This window comes from Cupriavidus sp. C2SS-8b, assembly GCF_057073745.1.
In genome coordinates, this window is record NZ_CP172716.1 from 643,252 (window position 1) to 662,868 (window position 19,617).

Sequence of the window (19,617 nt, forward strand, 5' to 3'; positions counted from 1 at the left end):
TCGGGCTGTCGCCGTGCCGGCCAGGCCGGATGGAACGTCAGCCACTTCTTGTCTGGTTTGCCGATCCCACCGGAAACCCGGCTGCGGCAAAAGCACACATTGTAAGCTGCGGGGACATGGGTGCCAACGCGGCAGGCGGGGAAAGGCGGTCTAAAATGCCCGCTTTCCCGTCGTTCTTCCCCAAATTCCTCTGTCCGAACCCGTTCCCGTGCCATCCGCCCTCACTCCCAGCCCCGCAGCAGGACCCGACAGCGGCTTGCCGGCCTGGCAACAGGCGCTGGAAGCGCTCCAGGGGCTCGCCGGAGACGGCGCCGCCGTCGGCAACGCGCCTGATCGCCGCTTGCTATGGGCATTGACGCTGGATGCCGATGGCGCGGTCGCCGCGATCGAGCCGCTGGAGCAGACGCGCGGCGCGCGCGGCTGGGGCAAGCCCCGGCCGGTAGCGTTGTCGCGCGTGGCGGAGGACGGTCAACTGCAGCCGTGGGATGGCCGCGTCGCGCAAGCCATCCGGCGCGACCAGTCGCACAACCGGCGCTACGTGCTGGACCGGGCCGCGGCCATCGTCGCACTGATCGGACATCCGGCCGTGGTGCTGGCCCGATCGCCAGAGCAGTCGCTGGAGGTGATCGAAGGATCGCCCGCGCTGGAGGCCGTGCATACCGATGGCCGTTATGTGCTGCGCATCTATCCCCCGCTGCGCGAAGCGCCAGACATGGACGCCTTCTTGCCCGCTGCGGCACGACAGGATGCCGAGGCCTTGCGGCAGATCACGGTGCTGCGCGATGGGCCGCAGCGGCTGCGCGTGATTCGCTTCACGCCCGCGCAACAAGGCGCGGCACGATTGATTGCCGACGGCCTGGCCATCCCGGAAGCCGGCCGCGCGCAGCTGGATCGCACGCTGCGCGCGCTGGCCGGGCATTTCCAGGTCGAGGCGGACCCGACCGGCGCCGTGCGCGAACTGGAGCCCGAGTCGCGTCTGCGCGCCGAAGTGGCGCCGCGTGGCCAAGGCATCGCGCTGCGGCTGGTGGTCACGCCGCTGGGGCCGCTTGGCCCGCGCCTGGCGCCCGGTTCGGGACGGGAGCGGCTGATGGCCACCGTGCGCGGCGAAACGCTGGCCACGCAGCGCGATCTGGAGGCGGAGCTGGCCCACGTGGCCGAGGTCTTCGCCGAACTGCCGTTCCTGGTGCCGCTGGCCCCGCCCGGCGGCGAGTACAACTGGATGCTCGACGATCCCGAAGACGCACTGGCCGTCGTCGAAGCGCTGCCGCGCCTGCCCGGTGTGCAGGCGCTGGAGTGGCCGCGCGGCAAGGAGATGCGCGTGGTGGCCGCGGACCTGCCGCAGTTGAGCGTGGCCGTCGAAACCCGCAATGCGTGGTACCGGCTGGTGGGCGAGCTGCGCGTGGCCGAGGGGCTCGTGCTCGAACTCGGCAAGCTGATCGACTGGACCGGCAGCCACGCCGGGCGTTTCGTGCCGATGGGGCAGGGCGTCTACATCGCACTCACCCGCACTCTGCGCGGCCGCTTGCGCGACCTGGCCAGCGTGGCCGACCGTGTGCCCGACGGCATCCGCGTGCCGCTGATGGCGACGCCGTGGCTGGACGACGTGCTGGCCGGCGCGGGCGTCGATCCCGATGCGCATTTCCGCCAGCGGCTCGCCCGGCTGCGCGCCGCGCGCGAGGCGGACATCGCCGTGCCGGCCAACCTGGCAGCAGAACTGCGCCCGTACCAGCATGACGGCTTCCGCTGGGCCATGACGCTGGCCGCGGCCGGGCTCGGCGCCTGCCTGGCCGACGACATGGGCCTGGGCAAGACGCTGCAGGCCCTGGCGGTGCTGCTGGCTCGCGCGGGCGGTGGTGCGGGGCTCGTGGTCGCACCAACCTCCGTGTGCGGCAACTGGGCCGCCGAAGCGCGGCGTTTCGCGCCGACGCTGAATGTGCATGTCTATGCCGAGGGCGAGCGCGAGACCCTGCTCGCCAAAGCCGGGGCCGGCGACCTCGTGATCGTCTCCTACACGCTGCTGCAGCAGGCGCACCAGGCGTTCTGTGCGCGCGAGTGGCACACCGTCGTGGCCGACGAGGCGCAGGCCATCAAGAATGCCGCTTCCCGCCGCGCGCGGGCGCTGTTCGAGCTGCCGTCGGGCTTTCGCATGGCGCTGTCCGGCACGCCCGTGGAAAACCGGCTGTCGGAGCTCTGGTCGGTGATGCGCTTTTGCAATCCGGGCTTGCTCGGATCGCTGGCTCGTTTCAACGAGCATTTCGCCAATCCGATCGAGCGCAGCGGCGCGCTGGAAGTCCGGCAGCGGTTGCGGCGCATGATCGCGCCGTTCGTGCTGCGCCGGACCAAGGCCCAGGTGCTCGACGATCTGCCGGCGCGCACCGAGGTCGTCATCCGCGTGGAGCCGGAGCCGGTCGAGGCCGCCCACTACGAAGCGCTGCGCCGCCAGGCCCAGTCCGACGCCGAAGCCGCGCTGGCACGTGTCGAAGCCGCGCGCAAGGCCACGCGCGGCGCACCGGAAGGCGCGCGGGCCCGGGCTGTCGCGCAGGCACAGTTCCAGGCGCAGGCGCGCATCCACGTGCTGGCGCAACTGATGCGGCTGCGCCGCGCCGCCTGCGATGCGCGGCTGGTCACGCCCGAGATCGGGCAGGAGGGCGCCAAGCTTCGCACCTTCGTCGAGCTGGCCGGCGAACTCGCGGCCAACGGGCACAAGGTGCTGGTGTTCAGCCAATTCGTCGACTTCCTGCGTCTGCTCAAGCAGGGGCTGGAGCGTGCGGGCCTGGCGCTGCAGTACCTGGACGGCGCCACGCCGGCCGTGGAGCGCACGCGGCGCGTGGCGGCCTTCCAGTCCGGCGAGTGCGATGTCTTCCTGATCAGCCTGAAGGCCGGCGGTTTCGGCCTGAACCTGACGGCTGCCGACTACGTGATCATCGCCGACCCGTGGTGGAACCCCGCGGCGGACGACCAGGCCATGGGCCGCGCCCACCGCATCGGCCAGCTGCGTCCCGTCACGGTGTACCGGCTGATTACGGCGGGGACGATCGAAGAGCGCATTGTCGAGCTGCACAAGGACAAGCGCGCGCTGGCCGATGGCGTGCTGGAAGCTGACGAGGACGCCGTAGCCGGCATCGGCGCGGCATTGCCTGACGTCGATGAGCTGGTCGGGCTGCTGCGGCGCTGAGCGTTGCTGAGGCACGACCATATGCCGGCTCGGCATACCTTCAAGCGAACTCGGTCGTTTGGTTTTGGCCCGAACATTGCTATCGTGTGGCTTTCGGTCCAGGGCGCCAAGACCCTGGCTCGTGACGGCGTCGCGCTGGTTCCGGCGCCCTTGTCATTCCTTTCCTTCGACGGTGCCCCCTATGTCCCGCCTCGCCTTGCGCTTCTCGTTCCGTTCCGCTCTCCAGCTGACTGCCGGCCTGGCCGCCGCCTGCGCCATTGCGGCGCCCGCCCAGGCGCAAGGCGAATGGCCGAACCAGCCGGTAACGATCCTGATGGGTTTCACCGCCGGATCCGGCGTGGACATGGTGGGCCGCGCGCTGCAGGAATCGCTGCAGAAGTCCCTGAAGACCACGATCCTCTATGACTACCGTCCGGGCGCCGGCGGCAACGTGGCCTCGGAGGTCGTGGCCCATGCCAAGCCGGACGGCTACACGCTGCTGCTGGGCACGGCCGCCACGCACGGCATCAACCCGGCGCTGTACAAGAGCCTGCCGTTCGATGCCGACGCCGATTTCACGCCGATCGCGCCGCTGGTCGAAGTGTCCAACGTGCTGACCATCAACCCGGCCGTGATCGACGTGAAGTCGGTCAAGGAGTTCATCGAGAAGGTGAAGGCCAACCCGGGCAAGTACAACTATGCGTCGACGGGCAACGGCACTGGCACGCACCTGGCATTCGCCGAGTTCAACGCGCGCGCCGGTCTCGATATGGTCCACGTCCCGTACAAGGGCGGCCCCGATGCATTGCAGGCGGTGCTCAAGGGCGAGGTCTGCTGCATCTTCAACCAGGTCCAGAGCGTGCTGCCGCAATATCGCGCGGGCAAAGTCCGCTTGCTTGGCGTAACCACGAGCAAGCGTGTGCCGGTGGTGCCTGAAGTGCCGACCATCGCGGAAAGCGGGGTGCCCGGGTTCAACAGCACGATTTGGTTTGGCTTCTTCGGGCCGAAGGGACTGGACCCGAAGATTTCGCGCAAGATCAACGATGCGGTGAAGGTCGCGCTGGAGACGCCGGCTATCCGCCAGAAGCTGATCGACGCGGGAAATTCGCCGCGCGTGGAAAGCGTGGATCAGTTCCGTGCGACGGTGAAGGCGGATCGGCAGAAGTGGGCGGGGGTGGTGAAGACGGTGGGGGCTTCGATCGATTGATGGGGGTTTGAAGGAAGCGCCCGCGCAAAGCGGGCGAACGAATTTCTAACGGGAGCGAGGCTCTTCGGCCGCAATGCACAACTGCTAAAACCGGAACGCGTCCGCGATGAAGGCGTCCTTCGCCTTGCGGTAGTCGGCCATCGACTTGCCATCGAAGGCGAGTTTGAGAGCGTTGTAACGACGGACGAGATCTGGATTGGCTCGCAACGCATCCACAAAACGGTGGAAGAAATCGAAGGAACCATCTCTGGCCACCAATTGAATTCCAACGTGTAACGCTTGCGCCAAATCCTCGAAGGCCGAGAATTCCTGGGTCCTAGCTGAGCCAGCATTTCGGGCAAAACGCGCGGCGAGAATGCCATCGGAACGCTCGAATTCGGCTTGACTGACTCGGATAAGAATGTCGAGGTCGCCTTCGTCAAGCAGCCTGGGATGGCAGTGGCGCCAACATGAAGGATTTCGGCGGAAGATGGAAGCATTTCGATGAGCGTACGCTTCATACCCTCAAACGTAGACTGCGCTGCCAGGCAGGCTGCTTCCAGGTCAGGCACAAGCGTAAGCGTTTCGCGATGAGCCACGTTGCCGATTCTCCAGTCCTACCCCCCAAACGCCGCTGCCGCCCTCTGCAACCGATCCCTGACCCCCGCCCATTCATGCCCTTCCGGCAGCGGTTCAAACACCAGCCGCGTGTACCCCTGCTTGTCCAGCTTGCGCAGCAGCCGATATAGCTCGCGGGCATAGGCCGTAGCATCTGCAGGCGCTTGCACCCACGTGCAGCGCGCATCGTCGATCGGCGCACGCCCCACCCATGCCACGCGCGTATCGGCGCCGAGCGAGGGCAGTTGTGCCGCCAGTTCAGCCGCATCGGCAAGCATCAGAGGAGTATGCGGCGCGTAGTGCGCCTTGAGCGTTCCCGACGCACGCGGTGCCGCAGCGTCGGGAGGCAAGGGCGCTTCGCCCAACACCTGCGCCATCATCGCCGGCGTGATCGCTCCCGGCCGCAGCAGCACGGGGCCAATGCCCTGGTCCAGCCGCGACAGGTCGACGATGGTGGATTCGATTCCAACTTCCACGCCATCGCCTTCGAGCACATAGACCGCATCGCCGAACTCGTCGCGCACATGCTGCGCCGTGGTCGGGCTGACCTGGCCGAACTTGTTGGCCGAGGGTGCGGCAATGCCGCCACGGCCGCGCTTGAAGCGCGACAGCAGCGCTTGTGCAACAGGATGCGAAGGGCAGCGCAGGCCGATGCTGTCCTGGCCGCCGGCCACCGCCGCATCGATATGCGCGGCACGCTTGAGGATCAGCGTGAGCGGACCGGGCCAGAACGCTTCAATCAGCTTTTCCGCGGCTTCCGGCACCTCGTCGACCCAATAGCCAATGTCCGCGCCATCCACCACGTGCACGATGACCGGATGGTTCGACGGCCGGCCCTTGAGCGCGAAGATGCGCGCCACGGCTTCCGGGCTCTCGGCGTCGGCGCCGAGCCCGTAGACGGTCTCAGTGGGAAAGGCGACCAACTGGCCGGCCTCCAGCAGGCGGACCGCTTCATCCAGTTCGGCGGCCGTGGGCATGCGCGACATCGTATTCCTAAAAGCTTGCGTGGCAGAGTTGCGGGTGGTTCAGACGGGGATATGCAGCGCTTGCTCGGCCACCTGGAAAGCCTGCTCGGCAGCCTCGGCGTTGTCGCCGATGCAGTTCACGTGGCCCATCTTGCGCGACGGACGCGCGTCGCTCTTGCCGTACAGGTGCAGCTTGGCGCCGGGCTGGGCCAGCACTTCATTCCATGCCGGCGTGCGCTCCAGGCCGAACTCGAACCACACATCGCCCAGCAGGTTCAGCATCTTGCCGGCCGAATGCTGGCGCGTGCTGCCCAGCGGCAGGCGGGCCATGGCGCGCACCTGCTGCTCGAACTGGCTGGTCTCGCAGGCATCCATGGTGATGTGGCCGGAGTTGTGCGGGCGCGGCGCCATTTCGTTGGCGATCAGCGAGCCATCGGTCAGCACGAAGAACTCGATGCACAGCACGCCGACATAGCCCATCTCGGTCGCGATGGTGGCAGCGGCGGCGCGGGCGCGGTCGGCAATGTCGGCCGATACGCTGGTCGACGGCATTGTCGTCGAGAACAGGATGCCGTCACGGTGCACGTTCTCGGCCAGCGGCCAGGTGGCGGTGCTGCCATCGGCGGCACGCGCGGCGAGCACCGAGACCTCGTAGGCCAGCGGCAGCATCTTTTCCAGCACGCACGGCACGTGCTGCATGGCCTTCCACGCGGCGCGCACGTCGTCGCGCGTCTTCACGCGGGCCTGCCCCTTGCCGTCGTAGCCCATGCGGGCAGTCTTCAGGATGCCGGGCAGCACCGTGTCGGGCAGCTGGTCCACATCCGCATCATGCTGGATGACCCAGTGCGGTGCGGTCGGCACGCCGGTGCGTTCGGCGCACGAGGCAAAGAACTTCTTCTCGCCGATGCGGTTCTGCGCAATCGACACGCAATAGCCGCGCGGCGCGACAAACGAGCCGAGCTGTTCCAGGCGATCCAGCGACAGCGACGGCACGTTCTCGAATTCCGTGCTGACGGCCTGGCACAGCTTGGCCATCTCGGTCAGCGCGGCCTCGTCGGTGTAAGGCGCGCAGATATGTTTGTCGGCCACGGAGCCGGCGGGGCTCTCTTGGTCCGGGTCGAGCACGCAGACGCGATAGCCCATGCTCTGCGCGGCATGCGTGAACATGCGGCCAAGCTGACCGCCACCGAGCATGCCGAGCCAGGCGCCGGGCAGGATGGGCGCGCTGGGGTTGTCGACGCCGAACTCGGCGCGCGACTCCGGCGTGTGGGCTTCGGAGAGGTAGGGGTGGATATCGGTCGGCATTGCTCGGTTCCGTGGTTTCCGGGATGACAGCGCGGTGGCAGCGCGAGAATTACAGCGGCAGCGTCATGGCGCGCGCAGCTTCGGTCTGCTTCGCGCGGAATGCTTCCAGCGCGCTGGCCAGCGCGTCGTCGGTAGTGGCCAGCGTGGCGATGGCATGCAGCGCCGCATTGGCAGCACCGGCTTCGCCGATCGCGAATGTCGCCACCGGCACGCCCTTGGGCATCTGCACGATCGACAGCAGCGAGTCCTCGCCGCGCAGGTACTTGGACGGCACCGGCACGCCAAACACCGGCACGATGGTCTTGGCGGCGATCATGCCCGGCAGGTGCGCGGCACCGCCGGCACCGGCGATGATCGCGCGGATGCCGCGGCCACGCGCGGTCTCGGCATAGCGAAACATGTCGTCGGCCATGCGGTGCGCTGAGACCACCTGCGCCTCGAACGGCACGCCGAAATCCTTCAGCATGGCCACGGCGTGCTGCATCACGTCCCAGTCGGAACTGCTGCCCATTACGACGCCGACGAGCGGCTTTTGCGTATTGCTCACTTCTAGATCCTTCCTGTCTGCTCCCCTCTCCCACTGAGGGGAGAGGGAGAACACCGTTGGTTGACCGGAGCCGGTGGCCCGATTTACTTCAGTTCTTCGCCCGTCAGACGCGTCAGCGCCTCACGGTACTTCGCCGCCGTCTTCTCGATCACGTCGTCCGGCAGCTTCGGCGCGGGCGCGGTCTTCGGCCACGGCTTGCCGTCGATGCGCACGGCTTCGAGCCAGTCGCGCACGAACTGCTTGTCGAACGACGGCGGGTTGGTGCCGACCTGGTACGAATCGGCCGGCCAGAAGCGCGACGAATCGGCGGTCAGCACTTCGTCCATCAGCGTCAGCGTGCCGTTCTCGTCCAGGCCGAATTCGAACTTGGTGTCGGCGATGATGATGCCGCGCGTGGCCGCGTACTCGGCCGCTTCCTTGTACAGGCGGATCGAGATGTCGCGCATCTGGCGGGCCAGTGCCACGCCGATGCGTTCCTCGACTTCGCCGAACGAGATGTTCTCGTCGTGCTCGCCCATCTCGGCCTTGGCGGCAGGGGTGAAGATCGGCTCGGGCAGCTTCTGCGCGTTCTGCAGGCCGGCCGGCAGCTCGATGCCGCACACCTTGCCCGTCGCCTGGTAGTCCTTCCAGCCGCTGCCGGCCAGGTAGCCGCGCACCACGGCTTCTACCAGGATCGGCTTCAGGCGCTTGACCACCACGGCGCGGCCCTGCACCTGCGCGACTTCCTCCGGCTTCACCACGGTTTCCGCGGCGACATCGGTCTCATGGTTCGGCACGATATGCGCGAGCTTGCGGAACCAGAAGTTCGCCATCTGGTTCAGCACGCGGCCCTTGTCGGGAATCGGCTCGCCCATGATGACGTCGAAGGCCGAGAGGCGGTCGGTGGTGACGATCAGCAGCTTGTCTTCGCCGACGGCGTAGTTGTCGCGCACCTTGCCGTGGCCAAGCAGCGGCAGCGATTGGATGGAGGACTGGTAGAGAGCGTTAGGCATGGTGGTTCCGTTAAAACGGCGAAGCCGCCGGGCACTGAATGCTGCCGCGGCGGCCGGAACGTCAAACCGCCATCCACATGCGCGGATGGCGGTCAGGGGACATTACTGCACAACCTGGGCAAGCTTGCCCGACTTGTACTGGCTGGCGATATCCGTCAGCGACACAGGCTTGATCTTGCCGGCCTGGCCTTCGCAGCCGAAGGCGATGTAGCGGGCCTTGCAAACCTGCTTGGCGGCTTCGCGGGCCGGCTTCAGGTATTCGCGCGGATCGAACTTGCTCGGGTTCTCGGCGAAGAAGCGGCGGATCGCGCCGGTCATGGCCAGGCGGATGTCGGTGTCGATGTTGATCTTGCGCACGCCGTACTTGATCGCTTCCTGGATTTCCTCGACCGGCACGCCGTAGGTTTCCTTCATGTCGCCGCCGAACTTGCGGATTTCTTCCAGCAGTTCCTGCGGCACCGACGACGAGCCGTGCATCACCAGGTGGGTGTTGGGGATGCGCGCGTGGATTTCCTTGATGCGGTTGATTGCCAGGATGTCGCCGGTCGGCTTGCGCGTGAACTTGTAGGCGCCGTGCGAGGTGCCGATGGCGATGGCCAGCGCGTCGAGCTGGGTGGCCTTGACGAAGTCGGCGGCCTGCTCGGGGTCGGTCAGCAGCATGGAGTGGTCCAGCTTGCCTTCGGCGCCGATGCCGTCTTCTTCACCGGCTTCGCCGGTTTCCAGCGAGCCCAGGCAACCCAGTTCGCCTTCGACGGTCACGCCGATTGCGTGCGACAGCTGCACGACCTTGCGGGTCACGTCGACGTTGTACTCGTAGTCGGCCGGCGTCTTGCCGTCTTCGCGCAGCGAGCCGTCCATCATCACCGACGAGAAGCCCAGGTCGATCGCGGCCTGGCAGATCGCCGGCGACTGGCCGTGGTCCTGGTGCATCACCACCGGAATGTGCGGGTAGGCTTCGACCGCGGCTTCGATCAGGTGGCGCAGGAAGTGTTCGCCGGCGTATTTGCGGGCGCCTGCCGAGGCCTGCATGATGACCGGGGCATTGACCTCGTCGGCCGCCTGCATGATGGCCTGGACCTGCTCGAGGTTGTTCACGTTGAATGCCGGCAGACCATAGCCGTTTTCGGCAGCGTGGTCGAGCAGCTGGCGCATCGATACGAGTGGCATGTCAAAACTCCTGAAGGTAAATGGGGTGTCTCTGGATCTTGTTCTGCTGGCGGGTTTCACCGCGGCTGCCGGACAGGCCATTCTGAACCGCTTGCCGCCGTGCCTCTGCCTGCCGCCGCACACATGGCTTCAACTTCCCACCCTGACGATCTTGAGGGTGTTGGTACCGCCGGGCTGGCCCATCGGCTCGCCAATAGTCAGCACGATGAAATCGCCGCGCTGCACCACGCCCTGCGCGAGCAGCAGCTCTTCGGCCTGCTCCAGCGCGGTGTCGCGGTCAGTGCTGGCCTGCAGCGGCAGTGGCACGACGTTGCGGTACAGCTGCATCTTGCGCTGCGACGCCACGTTCGGCGTCATCGCATAAATCGGCACGTGGATGCGGTGCCGGCTCATCCACAGCGCGGTCGCGCCCGAATCGGTCAGCGCGGCAATCGCCTTCACCTGCAGGTGATAGGCGGTGAACAGCGCGCCCATCGCCACCGACTGGTCGATGCGCGAGAAGGTCTGGTTGAGGAAGTCCGTGTCGAGCTGCACCACCTCGGACTTCTCGGCCTCGATGCAGACCGCGGCCATGGCCTCGACGGTTTCCACCGGATAGCGTCCCGCGGCGGTCTCGGCCGACAGCATCACCGCGTCGGTGCCGTCGAGCACGGCATTAGCCACGTCGGAGACCTCGGCGCGCGTCGGCACCGGGTTCACGATCATGCTTTCCATCATCTGCGTGGCGGTGATGGTCAGCTTGTTGGCCTCGCGCGCCAGCTTGATCATGCGCTTCTGCAACGCCGGCACGGCGGCATTGCCGACTTCCACGGCCAGGTCGCCGCGGGCGACCATGATGCCGTCCGAAGCCAGCAGGATTTCTTCCAGCACGCCCGGATTGATGGCCTCAGCGCGCTCGATCTTGGCGATCATGCGCGCCTTGTGGCCGTGCGGCTGGCCGGCCACCGCCGCGAGCTGGCGGGCCATTTCCATGTCGGTGGCATTCTTGGGGAAGCTCACCGCGACATAGTCCGCGCCCAGGGCCATGGCGGTTTTGATGTCGTCCATGTCCTTGGCCGTCAGCGCTGGCGCCGACAGCCCGCCGCCCTGGCGGTTGATGCCCTTGTTGTTGGACAGCTCGCCGCCGATGCGCACCGTGGTAAAGATCTCGTTGCCGAGCACGCGGTCCACCACCAGCACGATCAGGCCGTCGTTGAGCAGCAGCAGGTCGCCGGGGCCAACGTCGCGCGGCAGGTCCTTGTAATCCAGGCCGGCGCGCCCTTCATTGCCGAGCTGGCAGGCCGAATCGAGCACGAACGGATCGCCCGGCTTGAGCGTGATCTTGCCATTCTCGAACTTGCCGACGCGGATCTTCGGGCCCTGCAGGTCGGCCATGATGGCCACCTCGCGCCCGCACGCCTGCGCGGCTTCGCGCACCAGCTTCGCGCGGTCGATATGGTCCTGCGCGGTGCCGTGCGAGAAGTTCAGCCGCACCACGTCGACACCGGCCGCGATCATGCGCGTCAGCACCTCCAGCGAGCTGGAGGCGGGGCCGATGGTGGCAACGATCTTGGTCGAGCGGGTCATGGCGGAGATCCTTGTGCGGACATGGGCGAATCTGGCCTCAGCCGGCCGCGCGTTGCTCCAGCACTTCGAACGCGGGCAGCTTCTTGCCTTCCAGGAATTCCAGGAACGCGCCGCCGCCGGTCGAGATATAGCCCACGCGGTCGGCAATGCCGTACTTGGCGATGGCGGCCAGCGTATCGCCGCCACCGGCGATCGAGAAGCCCTTCGAATCAGCGATGGCCTCGGCCAGCACCTTGGTGCCGTTGCCGAACTGGTCGAATTCGAACACGCCCACCGGACCGTTCCAGACGATGGTGCCGGCGGCCTTCAGTTGCTCGGCCAGTTGCGCGGCGGTCTTCGGACCGATGTCGAGGATCATGTCGTCATCGGCCACGTCCTTGACGTCCTTGACCGTGGCGGCGGCGGTGGCGCTGAATTCCTTGGCGCAGACCACGTCCACGGGAATGGGCACCGAGGCGCCACGCGCGGCCATGATGTCGATGATGGCCTTGGCGTCTGCGACCAGGTCGGCCTCGGCCAGCGACTTGCCGATCTTCAGGCCGGCGGCCAGCAGGAAAGTATTGGCGATGCCGCCGCCGACGATCAGGTTGTCCACCTTGCTGGCCAGCGACTTCAGGATGGTCAGCTTGGTCGAAACCTTGGAGCCGGCCACGATCGCCACCAGCGGACGCGCCGGCTGGCCCAGGGCCTTGCCCAGCGCGTCGATCTCGGCGGCCAGCAGCGGGCCTGCGCAGGCGATCGGTGCGTACTTGGCGATGCCGTGCGTGGTGGCTTCGGCGCGGTGGGCGGTGCCGAAGGCGTCATTGACATAGACGTCGCACAGTTTGGCCATCTTCTGTGCCAGTTCGTCGCTGTTCTTCTTCTCGCCCTTGTTCACGCGGCAGTTTTCCAGCAGCACCACCTGGCCCGGCGCGACTTCGACGCCATCGACCCAGTTCTGCACCAGCTGCACCGGCTTGCCGAGCAGTTCCGACAGGCGCTTGGCGATAGGCGCCAGCGAATCGGCCGGCTTGAATTCGCCCTCGGTCGGACGGCCCAGGTGCGACGTGACCATCACCGCGGCGCCGGCGGCCAGGCAGGCCTCGATGGCCGGCACCGACGCGCGGATGCGGGTGTCCTCGGTGATGTTGCCGGCGTCGTCCTGCGGCACATTCATGTCGGCGCGGATGAACACACGCTTGCCGGAGAGTTTGCCTTGGGAGATGAGGTCGGATAGACGCAGGACGGAGGTCATGACGGTGTGATGGCGCGAGATTTCGCTGAAATTTCGGGGAAACAAGCATTTTACCTGATCGTGGTCATTGCCTAGACGATTCCGGACCAACCCGCACCTTTGATGTGCTTATTTATGCACAAGCCGGGTCTGGAGGGTGTGCTGGCCGACATCGCTCCCCACGAAAGCAGGGTGCCGGGTATATCGTGCTCCTGCCCCGAGTGCGGTAATGTATGCAAAGTCTGCAATGTCAGACACGTAGGAGCACAGAGCCGGTCTACAGCGGCCATAACAACAATAAGCCACCGGGCAAGCCACAAGCCTGCCGGGCGGACAATTCGTCGTGAATGCAGGGGAAGCAGATGAACGAAGCGGACATGCATGGCGCGATCCGTGGCTTGTACGAGGGCATTCTTGACCCTGGTGCGTGGCAAGGGAGCCTGCGCACCCTCACCGAGATGGCAGGTACCGCGCACGCCTCGATGATGGTGTGGGATACGGTGCGCGACCAGGTCACCGTCAACGAGATCGTCAATCCGGTGGCGGAGCTGTTCGGCGAATACGAGAGCAACTTCCAGTCCATCGATCCGGCCAAGCATTTCGCGCCGCGCATGAAGCCGGGCGACTGGTATATCGATGCGCGCGACCTGGGCGAGGGTGCCATGTCGCGCCATCCGTTCTACCGAGATTTCTTCAACCGCTTCGACCTGCGTTCCTACGTGGCCTGCCTCGTCGCGCGGCAGCCGCACTACGAGGTCTATTTCTCGATGCAGCGCGCCATGTCGCAGCCGGTGTTCTCGAGCGACGATGCGCGCGGCCTGGCGTGGGTGGTCCCGCACATGCGCAGCGCCATGGCCCTGCGGGACCGCACGCACAGCCTGTCGACGCTGGCCAGCCTGTCGTCGCAGCTGGTGGAGCGCCTGAGCTTCGCGCTGCTGGTCATGTCGCCGCGGCGGCAGGTGCTGATGGGCAATCGCGCCGGCGAGCAGTGGGCGCGGCGCCTGCACCCGGCCGGCAAGGTATCGGAATGGACGCTGTCGCGCCCGTTCGACGAGATGCTGCAGGCCGCCTGCGATCCGCAGCGCGCCGCCGCGGCCCAGGCCGCGCGCGCCACCGATGGCAACGGCCATGGCGCACAGGTGATCGTGCTGCCGCTGCCGCCGGCACACGCCTTCGCTTCAGAATGGCAGGAGCCGGCCGCGCTCGTGGTCGTGCATGAAGACGGCCCCACGCCGCCGAAGCTCGGCACGGTGCTGCGCGAACTGTACGGCCTCACGCCCGCCGAGACCCGCCTTGCCACCGCCCTGGTCACCGGGCAGGGCCTGCCCGAAACCAGCGAGCAGCTGCGCATCCGTCACGAGACCGCCCGCACCCAGCTCAAGGCCGTATTCCACAAGACCGGCACGACCAGCCAGGCGCAGCTTTCGCACCTGCTGTCCCGGCTGGCGGCGGCACTGGAAGGGGACTGAACCCGCCGCGGCCCGGCAATTGCCCTGACAAGAACAAGCAGGAAAGGCAATGAACGAAGACGAGATGCACGACACCATTCGCGCGCTCTACCAGGGCATCTTCGATGCCGATGCCTGGCAGCGCAGCCTGGCCGCGCTGTGCCAGTCCAGCGGCAGCATCCACGCGGCGCTGGTGGTGCGCGATACGGTGCGCGACCGTGTGCTGGTCAACCAGGTGGTCAACCCGGTGCCCGAAGAAGTCGCCGCCTACCGCGACTACTACGAGGCGCTGGATCCGGCGATCCCGTTCGTCTCGCAGCTGACCGTGGGCGACTGGTACATCGACTCGCGCGAGCTGGGCGAGCAGGCCATGCGCAGCCTGCCGTTCTATGGCGAATTCTTCCGGCAGTACGGCTTGTCGTCGCTGATGGCCTGCCTGATCGAGCGGCAGCCGCACTACGAGGTTTTCCTGTCGCTGCAGCGGCCACAGGGCGGTGCGCGCTATTCGACGCAAGATGCCCGTGCGCTGGACTGGGCCATTCCGCACGTGCGCCACGCCATCGCGCTGCGCGACCGCACGCGCCAGGTGTCGACGCTCGCGCATGTCTCGGCGGAGTTGCTGGAGCGGCTGCCCTTTGCCGTGATTGTCTTTACCGAGGACGGCCAGGTCCTGCTGGCGAACCAGGCCGGCGAGGCGTGGAGCCGCCGGCTGCTGCCCATTGCGGCGCTTGGGGCCGGCGCCGCCGGTGGATCGACCAAGGCCGAAGAATGGCGGCTGTCGCGACCGTTCCCGGAGGTGCTGCGCGCCGCCGTCGATCCGGCCATCGTGCAGCCGGCGCAGGCGCTGCGGGCGACCGGCCCGGACGGCCGCGAGGCCCAGGTCGTGGTGCTGCCGCTGCCGGTGGCCCACCATCTTGCCGTCGACTGGCAGCACCCGGCCGTGCTGGTTGCGGTGCATGAGGCCGGCGCGCAGGCCATGGGCATTGCCGGCGTGCTGCGCGAACTGTACGGACTCACGCCCGCCGAGATCCGGCTGGCCATGCTGCTGACCACGGGCATCGGCCTGCCGGAGGCCTGCGAGCAGCTCGGCATCCGGCGCGAGACCAGCCGCACGCAGCTCAAGGCGATCTTCACCAAGACCGGCACCGGCACGCAGGCGCAACTGGCGCACCTGCTGACGCGGCTTGGCGTGGTGCTCGGCGCCGGGCAGGCTCCGTCAGGCGAGCAGGCGTAGTGCGGTGTAGACCGCCATGCCCGCCGCGATCATGCCTACCATGCGGCGCGTGAACAGGTAGAACACGCCCGCGCTGATGCCGGCCACGAGCTTGTAGTTGGACGGCGCCAGCGTGAAATGGCCGTGCCAGGTCATCAGGTCGGGCAGGATGATGGCCGCGAGCGCGGCTGCCGGCGCATAACGCAGCGCGCGCTGCAGCCGGTCCGGCACGGTCACGTGTTCGCCCGCCATGAGGAACAGCGCGCGGGTGACGATGGTGACCACCGCCATGCCGGCGAGCGCGATCCAGATTTCCGTATGGCTCATGCCCGGTCTCCCTGTTCCGCCCGCGTGACCGCCGACTCGCCCGAGGACTGCGCCGAAGTCTTGCGGCTGTAGATGCGGCGCAGCGTGGCGCGCGCGGCCAGCTCGTCGCTGGCCATGCCGGCGGCAATGGCGCCGATCACCGCCACCACCAGGCTCAACCGGTAGGGCAGGTCGAAGCACAGCAGCGCGAGGATGGCCGATACCACCACGGCCAGCAGCGTCGAGCGCGAATTGATGGTGGCGAACATCACCGGGATCAGCGCCATGGTGCCGGCCAGCCCCAGGCCCCAGCTGTCCGGGAACAGGCTCGCCAGCACGATGCCGATGATCGACGAGGTCTGCCACATGGCGAAGTTGGCCAGCGCCATGCCCCAGAAATAGCCTTCCTTGCCGGGCTCGTAGCCCGGCGTGCTGTAGCGCTGCATGAAATAGACGAAATGCAGGTCGCCGTTGAACGAGCCCAGCAGCGTACGGCGCCACAGCGGCATATAGCTGAAATGGGGCTGCAGGCCCGCGCTGAAGATCACGAAGCGCAGGTTGACGATGGCCGCGGTCAGCCACACCGTCCACAACGGCAGTCCGGCCGCGAACAGCGGCAGCACCGCGAGCTGCGCCGAGCCGGCATAGACCAGCAGCGACATGCCGATGGCCTCGGGCACCGTCATCACGGACTTGCTCATCGCCACGCCCGTGACCAGGCCCCACGAGAACACGGCGGGCAGCGACGGTGCAAAGAAGCGCACGCCTTCGATAAACGAGGCGCGCTCGGCCGGTGCAATGCGATGCCAGAGGCGCAACCAGGCCGAGGGTTGTGGGGAATTCATGGGCAATGTCGGGGAAACTGCGCGGAGGGCGCCGGCGCAGCGGGGGCTGCCGGCATTGCGCCATTATAGGGGCGCTTGGCGGTTTGGTAAGTGGGCGCTTAAGAAAATCTAGGCCAGCGTTGACTGGCCCCTGGCATTCGCCTGCGAGGTCGTGGATCTGTCCACGGCGCGTGCCCCTGAATCGGGGTGCAGTGGAAACGCGAGCGTGCAAGCCATGAAGGAAGGCGCCGCCACGCTCAAGCTATTTCATGCGCTGGCGTGTTCGGCTGGCGTGCCGGGCGGCGCGATGGTCAGGTGCAGTCCCAGCGCGCTGAGCACCTTCATGATGGTCGAGAATTCCGGATTGCCGGTGCCCGACAGCGCGCGGTACAGTGCTTCGCGCTTCACGCCGGCATCGCGCGCCAGCGCACTCATGCCGCGCGCACGAGCGACGGTGCCAAGTGCCACCTGGATAGCATGGGGATTGCCCTCCTCGAATGCCAGTGCCAGGTAATGTCGGATCGTTTCTTCATCCGTGAGCACTTCGGCGGCGTCGAATTCCTTCAGTTCGCTGATTTTCACGGTTCAGTCCTCCAGTTGCTTCGCCAGTTGCTTGGCACGCTCAATGTCGCGCTGTTGCGATGACTTGTCGCCACCGCAAAGCACGACGACCAGCACCGCGCCGCGCTGCACGAAATACACTCGGTAGCCGGCCCTACGTCCACCTTCATTTCAGACACGCCTTCGCCAACCGGTTTCACGTTTTCCGAGATTTCCCTGCGCGGCACGCTCAAGGCGCAGGGCGATGGCCGCCTTGGCCAACTTGTCGCGCAGACCGGCAAGCCAATCCATGAATGCATCGGTGCGGAGGATCGTAAGCGGGTTCATGCCAGGCACTGTAACCCATGGGGGACGCGATGACAACGCGTCAAGGTGCGCCGCGATACACCCACTGCATCAGCGCATCGTGCGCTTCCTGCGCCTGCGACGCATTTGGGTGGTTGATAAAGCTCACCACCACATAGCGGTCGCCGTTGAGCGCATCCACATAGCCGGCCAGTGCGCGCACGTCCTGCAGCGTGCCGGTCTTCAGATAGGCATTGCCGGCCGCGTTGGCGCGCGTGAGCCGGTTGCGCAGCGTGCCATCGACGCCGAGGATCGGCAGCGAATCGAGCAGCGTCGGGCCGACATTGCTGGCCACCGCCTGCTGCAGCAGCCGCGCCATGTCATAGGCGCTGATGCGTTCCTCGCGCGACAGGCCCGAGCCGTTGTCGAGCACCAGCCCTGGCATGTCCAGGCCCTGGCGGCTCAGCCAGCGCTGCACCACGCGCGTGGAGCGGGCCGTGCTGGCAGGGCCGCCGCGATCCATTTCGGCGCCGATGGTCAGGAACAGCTGGCGCGCCATCACGTTGTTCGAGTACTTGTTGATGTCCCGTACGATCGCGCCCAGCGGCTGGCCGTAGTGCCGGGCCAGAAGCACCGCGCCGCGCGGAACCGTGCCGCCGCGCAGCGCCGGCAGGTGCGCGAAGCGCCCGCCCGCGGCCTGCCATTCGGCGACGAAACCACCCCAGGTGAATTCGCTGTGCGACAGCGCGGCGATATTGAGCACGTGTTCGCCGCAATCGCTCGCATAGGCGCCCGAGAACGACGCCACCACCGTGCCGTCCCCTTGCGGCGCCACGGTCGGCGTGGCGCTCGATTGCCAATCGCCGCAGCGGCCGTTGGTCAGCGTCAGGCGATTGTCCAATCGCAGTTGCGCGAGGGCCGGCGTGACCGTCACTGCCACGGACCGGTTCGCGTCATCGGGCGTCAGCGTGAACGACAGTGTCTTGAACGCGTATAGCAACGCGTCGGGGCCGACGTTGTAGGCGCGCTGCACTTCGCCGTCGATGGTGCCGTTGCCGTTCAGGCCGTCGGCGAAGTAGCTGCGGTCGAGGACCACGTCGCCATTGATCGTGGTGGCGCCCCCCGCGCGCGCGCTGGCCACGAGCTTGGCCATTTCCTCGGGCACCAGTTTCGGGTCGCCGCGCCCGCGCAGGTAGACGTTGCCGTTGACGGTGCCGTAGCCGTCCGGCTGGCTGTCGGCGTAGAGCGAAGTCTGCCAGCGGTAGTCGGGGCCAAGCAGCTGCAGGCCGGCAAAGGTGGTGACCAGCTTCATGGTCGACGCCGGGTTCATCGGCTGCTGCGCGTTCCAGCTCGCGCGCGCCGATGGGGCACCGACCTTGACCACGTAGAAGCTGGCCGCGCTGGCCGGCACGTGCGCGCGTTGCAGCGCCGCGGCGACCTGGGCCGGCAGGCCCGCGCGCACCAGCGCGGCATCGGGCCGCGTGCTGGCGGAAGTTCTGGCGGCCTTGGCGGGACGGGCGAGGACGGAAGGCTGGGCGGCGGCAAGCAGCAGGGCGGCGGCCGCGCAAAATACGGTGATTCTTCTTGGCATGGCGGCCATGTTAACGCATGGCCGATGGCTGCCGGATGACACGTCCGGCAGCCATCGGGTATCGGCCCGATTACTGCGCGCGCGGCGGCGCCAGGCGTCCGAGCAGCGACTTGAGCGTGGCCTGCTCCTGCTCGGTCAGTGCCGAGGCCACGTGCGCGTCATGGGCGACGACCGCCTGCTTCGCGGCCGCGAGCGTGCGCTTGCCGGTCGGTGTCAGTACCAGGCTGTAGGCGCGGCGGTCCTCGGGAGCGGGGCGGCGGGCGACCAGGCCCATCTCTTCCAGCGCATCGACCAGCAACACCGCCCCGGAGCGCGCGATACCGAGGATGCGGGCCAGTTCGGTGAGCTTCAGTTTCGGGTTGCGGGAGATGATCACCAGTGCCGAGAAACGCGGCGGCGTGATCTGCCAATGCGCCAGCGACGCGACAAAGTCCTCGTAGATGCGGATCTGCGCGCGGCGGATCGCGTAGCCGACCAGGGTGTCGAGCACGCCGTAGTCGATATCGGGCACATGCGGGTCGAAGCCGCTGTCGGCCGCCGTCCCGGGCGCTGCGGGATCGGGCGCCAGAGGCTCGCGGGGTTTGCGCCGCGGGGCCGCGGCGCGCGTGCGCTTTGGCGTGCCGCGCTCGGCGGCGGCCGTCGCGACCGGATGCGGTGCCATGTCGACGGGGGCGTC

General features: G+C 67.2%; 17 protein-coding genes and 1 pseudogene. 4 read left to right on the forward strand and 14 right to left on the reverse strand.

The window, feature by feature from the left end:
• The first annotated feature begins 256 nt into the window (after positions 1-256).
• Both ACIGJB_RS02965 and ACIGJB_RS02970 read left to right on the forward strand, forming a co-directional pair.
• On the forward strand, positions 257-3,175 hold the full coding sequence (locus ACIGJB_RS02965; protein WP_483731323.1) for a DEAD/DEAH box helicase: 2,919 nt from the start codon (positions 257-259) through the stop codon (positions 3,173-3,175).
• A 181-nt stretch (positions 3,176-3,356) separates the two neighbouring features.
• Positions 3,357-4,361, forward strand: coding sequence for a Bug family tripartite tricarboxylate transporter substrate binding protein (locus ACIGJB_RS02970; RefSeq protein WP_483731324.1), 1,005 nt, complete (start codon positions 3,357-3,359; stop codon positions 4,359-4,361).
• An 84-nt stretch (positions 4,362-4,445) separates the two neighbouring features.
• Here ACIGJB_RS02970 and ACIGJB_RS02975 read toward each other — a convergent pair whose 3' ends face one another.
• The 8 genes from ACIGJB_RS02975 to ACIGJB_RS03010 form a co-directional block, all read right to left on the reverse strand.
• A complete protein-coding gene (locus tag ACIGJB_RS02975) occupies positions 4,446-4,832 on the reverse strand; it encodes a GrpB family protein (RefSeq protein WP_483732243.1) in 387 nt (128 codons plus the stop codon).
• Positions 4,833-4,957: 125 nt separating this feature from the next.
• Positions 4,958-5,944: an L-threonylcarbamoyladenylate synthase gene (locus tag ACIGJB_RS02980; RefSeq protein WP_483731325.1), complete on the reverse strand. Its 987-nt coding sequence runs from the start codon at positions 5,942-5,944 to the stop codon at positions 4,958-4,960.
• A gap of 39 nt (positions 5,945-5,983) precedes the next feature.
• Positions 5,984-7,228: a 5-(carboxyamino)imidazole ribonucleotide synthase gene (locus ACIGJB_RS02985; protein ID WP_483731326.1), complete on the reverse strand. Its 1,245-nt coding sequence runs from the start codon at positions 7,226-7,228 to the stop codon at positions 5,984-5,986.
• 49 nt (positions 7,229-7,277) lie between these two features.
• Positions 7,278-7,775, reverse strand: coding sequence for a 5-(carboxyamino)imidazole ribonucleotide mutase (purE, locus tag ACIGJB_RS02990; RefSeq protein WP_483731327.1), 498 nt, complete (start codon positions 7,773-7,775; stop codon positions 7,278-7,280).
• Positions 7,776-7,858: 83 nt separating this feature from the next.
• Positions 7,859-8,767 carry a phosphoribosylaminoimidazolesuccinocarboxamide synthase gene (locus tag ACIGJB_RS02995; RefSeq protein WP_483731328.1) on the reverse strand — a complete coding sequence of 303 codons (909 nt, stop codon included), beginning with the start codon at positions 8,765-8,767 and terminating at the stop codon, positions 7,859-7,861.
• Positions 8,768-8,869: 102 nt separating this feature from the next.
• Positions 8,870-9,934, reverse strand: coding sequence for a class II fructose-bisphosphate aldolase (gene fba / locus ACIGJB_RS03000; protein ID WP_483710522.1), 1,065 nt, complete (start codon positions 9,932-9,934; stop codon positions 8,870-8,872).
• A gap of 129 nt (positions 9,935-10,063) precedes the next feature.
• The gene (pyk, locus tag ACIGJB_RS03005; protein WP_483731329.1) at positions 10,064-11,500 is read right to left on the reverse strand and encodes a pyruvate kinase; all 1,437 of its coding nucleotides are present in this window, start codon (positions 11,498-11,500) and stop codon (positions 10,064-10,066) included.
• Between the two features lie 37 nt (positions 11,501-11,537).
• Entirely contained in the window at positions 11,538-12,734 is a 1,197-nt protein-coding gene (locus ACIGJB_RS03010; protein WP_483731330.1) for a phosphoglycerate kinase, read from the reverse strand.
• Positions 12,735-13,075: 341 nt separating this feature from the next.
• Here ACIGJB_RS03010 and ACIGJB_RS03015 point away from each other — a divergent pair, with 341 nt between their 5' ends.
• Entirely contained in the window at positions 13,076-14,182 is a 1,107-nt protein-coding gene (locus ACIGJB_RS03015) for a helix-turn-helix transcriptional regulator (RefSeq protein ID WP_483731331.1), read from the forward strand.
• A 49-nt stretch (positions 14,183-14,231) separates the two neighbouring features.
• On the forward strand, positions 14,232-15,395 hold the full coding sequence (locus ACIGJB_RS03020) for a helix-turn-helix transcriptional regulator (RefSeq protein WP_483731332.1): 1,164 nt from the start codon (positions 14,232-14,234) through the stop codon (positions 15,393-15,395).
• Here the strand turns inward: ACIGJB_RS03020 and ACIGJB_RS03025 are convergent.
• The 6 genes and pseudogenes from ACIGJB_RS03025 to ACIGJB_RS03050 form a co-directional block, all read right to left on the reverse strand.
• The gene (locus tag ACIGJB_RS03025; protein WP_483731333.1) at positions 15,378-15,701 is read right to left on the reverse strand and encodes an AzlD domain-containing protein; all 324 of its coding nucleotides are present in this window, start codon (positions 15,699-15,701) and stop codon (positions 15,378-15,380) included. The genes ACIGJB_RS03020 and ACIGJB_RS03025 overlap by 18 nt on opposite strands.
• The gene (locus ACIGJB_RS03030; RefSeq protein ID WP_483731334.1) at positions 15,698-16,525 is read right to left on the reverse strand and encodes an AzlC family ABC transporter permease; all 828 of its coding nucleotides are present in this window, start codon (positions 16,523-16,525) and stop codon (positions 15,698-15,700) included. The genes ACIGJB_RS03025 and ACIGJB_RS03030 overlap by 4 nt, the downstream gene beginning before the upstream one ends.
• A 246-nt stretch (positions 16,526-16,771) precedes the next feature.
• Positions 16,772-17,086 carry an addiction module antidote protein gene (locus tag ACIGJB_RS03035; RefSeq protein ID WP_483731335.1) on the reverse strand — a complete coding sequence of 105 codons (315 nt, stop codon included), beginning with the start codon at positions 17,084-17,086 and terminating at the stop codon, positions 16,772-16,774.
• Positions 17,087-17,089: 3 nt separating this feature from the next.
• Positions 17,090-17,392: pseudogene (locus ACIGJB_RS03040) on the reverse strand (type II toxin-antitoxin system RelE/ParE family toxin).
• 40 nt (positions 17,393-17,432) lie between these two features.
• Positions 17,433-18,950, reverse strand: a complete 1,518-nt coding sequence (dacB, locus tag ACIGJB_RS03045; RefSeq protein ID WP_483731336.1) for a D-alanyl-D-alanine carboxypeptidase/D-alanyl-D-alanine endopeptidase — start codon at positions 18,948-18,950, stop codon at positions 17,433-17,435.
• 61 nt (positions 18,951-19,011) lie between these two features.
• Positions 19,012-19,602: a MarR family winged helix-turn-helix transcriptional regulator gene (locus ACIGJB_RS03050; RefSeq protein ID WP_483732244.1), complete on the reverse strand. Its 591-nt coding sequence runs from the start codon at positions 19,600-19,602 to the stop codon at positions 19,012-19,014.
• Positions 19,603-19,617 lie beyond the last annotated feature (15 nt).

Coding starts and splice junctions, on each gene's coding strand:
- ACIGJB_RS02980 (WP_483731325.1), bottom strand. CDS start 5,944: ATGTCGCGCATGCCCACGGCCGCCGAACTGGATGAAGCGGTCCGCCTG.
- ACIGJB_RS02970 (WP_483731324.1), top strand. CDS start 3,357: ATGTCCCGCCTCGCCTTGCGCTTCTCGTTCCGTTCCGCTCTCCAGCTG.
- ACIGJB_RS03030 (WP_483731334.1), bottom strand. CDS start 16,525: ATGAATTCCCCACAACCCTCGGCCTGGTTGCGCCTCTGGCATCGCATT.
- ACIGJB_RS03015 (WP_483731331.1), top strand. CDS start 13,076: ATGAACGAAGCGGACATGCATGGCGCGATCCGTGGCTTGTACGAGGGC.
- pyk (WP_483731329.1), bottom strand. CDS start 11,500: ATGACCCGCTCGACCAAGATCGTTGCCACCATCGGCCCCGCCTCCAGC.
- fba (WP_483710522.1), bottom strand. CDS start 9,934: ATGCCACTCGTATCGATGCGCCAGCTGCTCGACCACGCTGCCGAAAAC.
- dacB (WP_483731336.1), bottom strand. CDS start 18,950: ATGGCCGCCATGCCAAGAAGAATCACCGTATTTTGCGCGGCCGCCGCC.
- ACIGJB_RS03020 (WP_483731332.1), top strand. CDS start 14,232: ATGAACGAAGACGAGATGCACGACACCATTCGCGCGCTCTACCAGGGC.
- ACIGJB_RS02985 (WP_483731326.1), bottom strand. CDS start 7,228: ATGCCGACCGATATCCACCCCTACCTCTCCGAAGCCCACACGCCGGAG.
- ACIGJB_RS03010 (WP_483731330.1), bottom strand. CDS start 12,734: ATGACCTCCGTCCTGCGTCTATCCGACCTCATCTCCCAAGGCAAACTC.
- ACIGJB_RS03050 (WP_483732244.1), bottom strand. CDS start 19,602: ATGGCACCGCATCCGGTCGCGACGGCCGCCGCCGAGCGCGGCACGCCA.
- ACIGJB_RS03025 (WP_483731333.1), bottom strand. CDS start 15,701: ATGAGCCATACGGAAATCTGGATCGCGCTCGCCGGCATGGCGGTGGTC.
- ACIGJB_RS02995 (WP_483731328.1), bottom strand. CDS start 8,767: ATGCCTAACGCTCTCTACCAGTCCTCCATCCAATCGCTGCCGCTGCTT.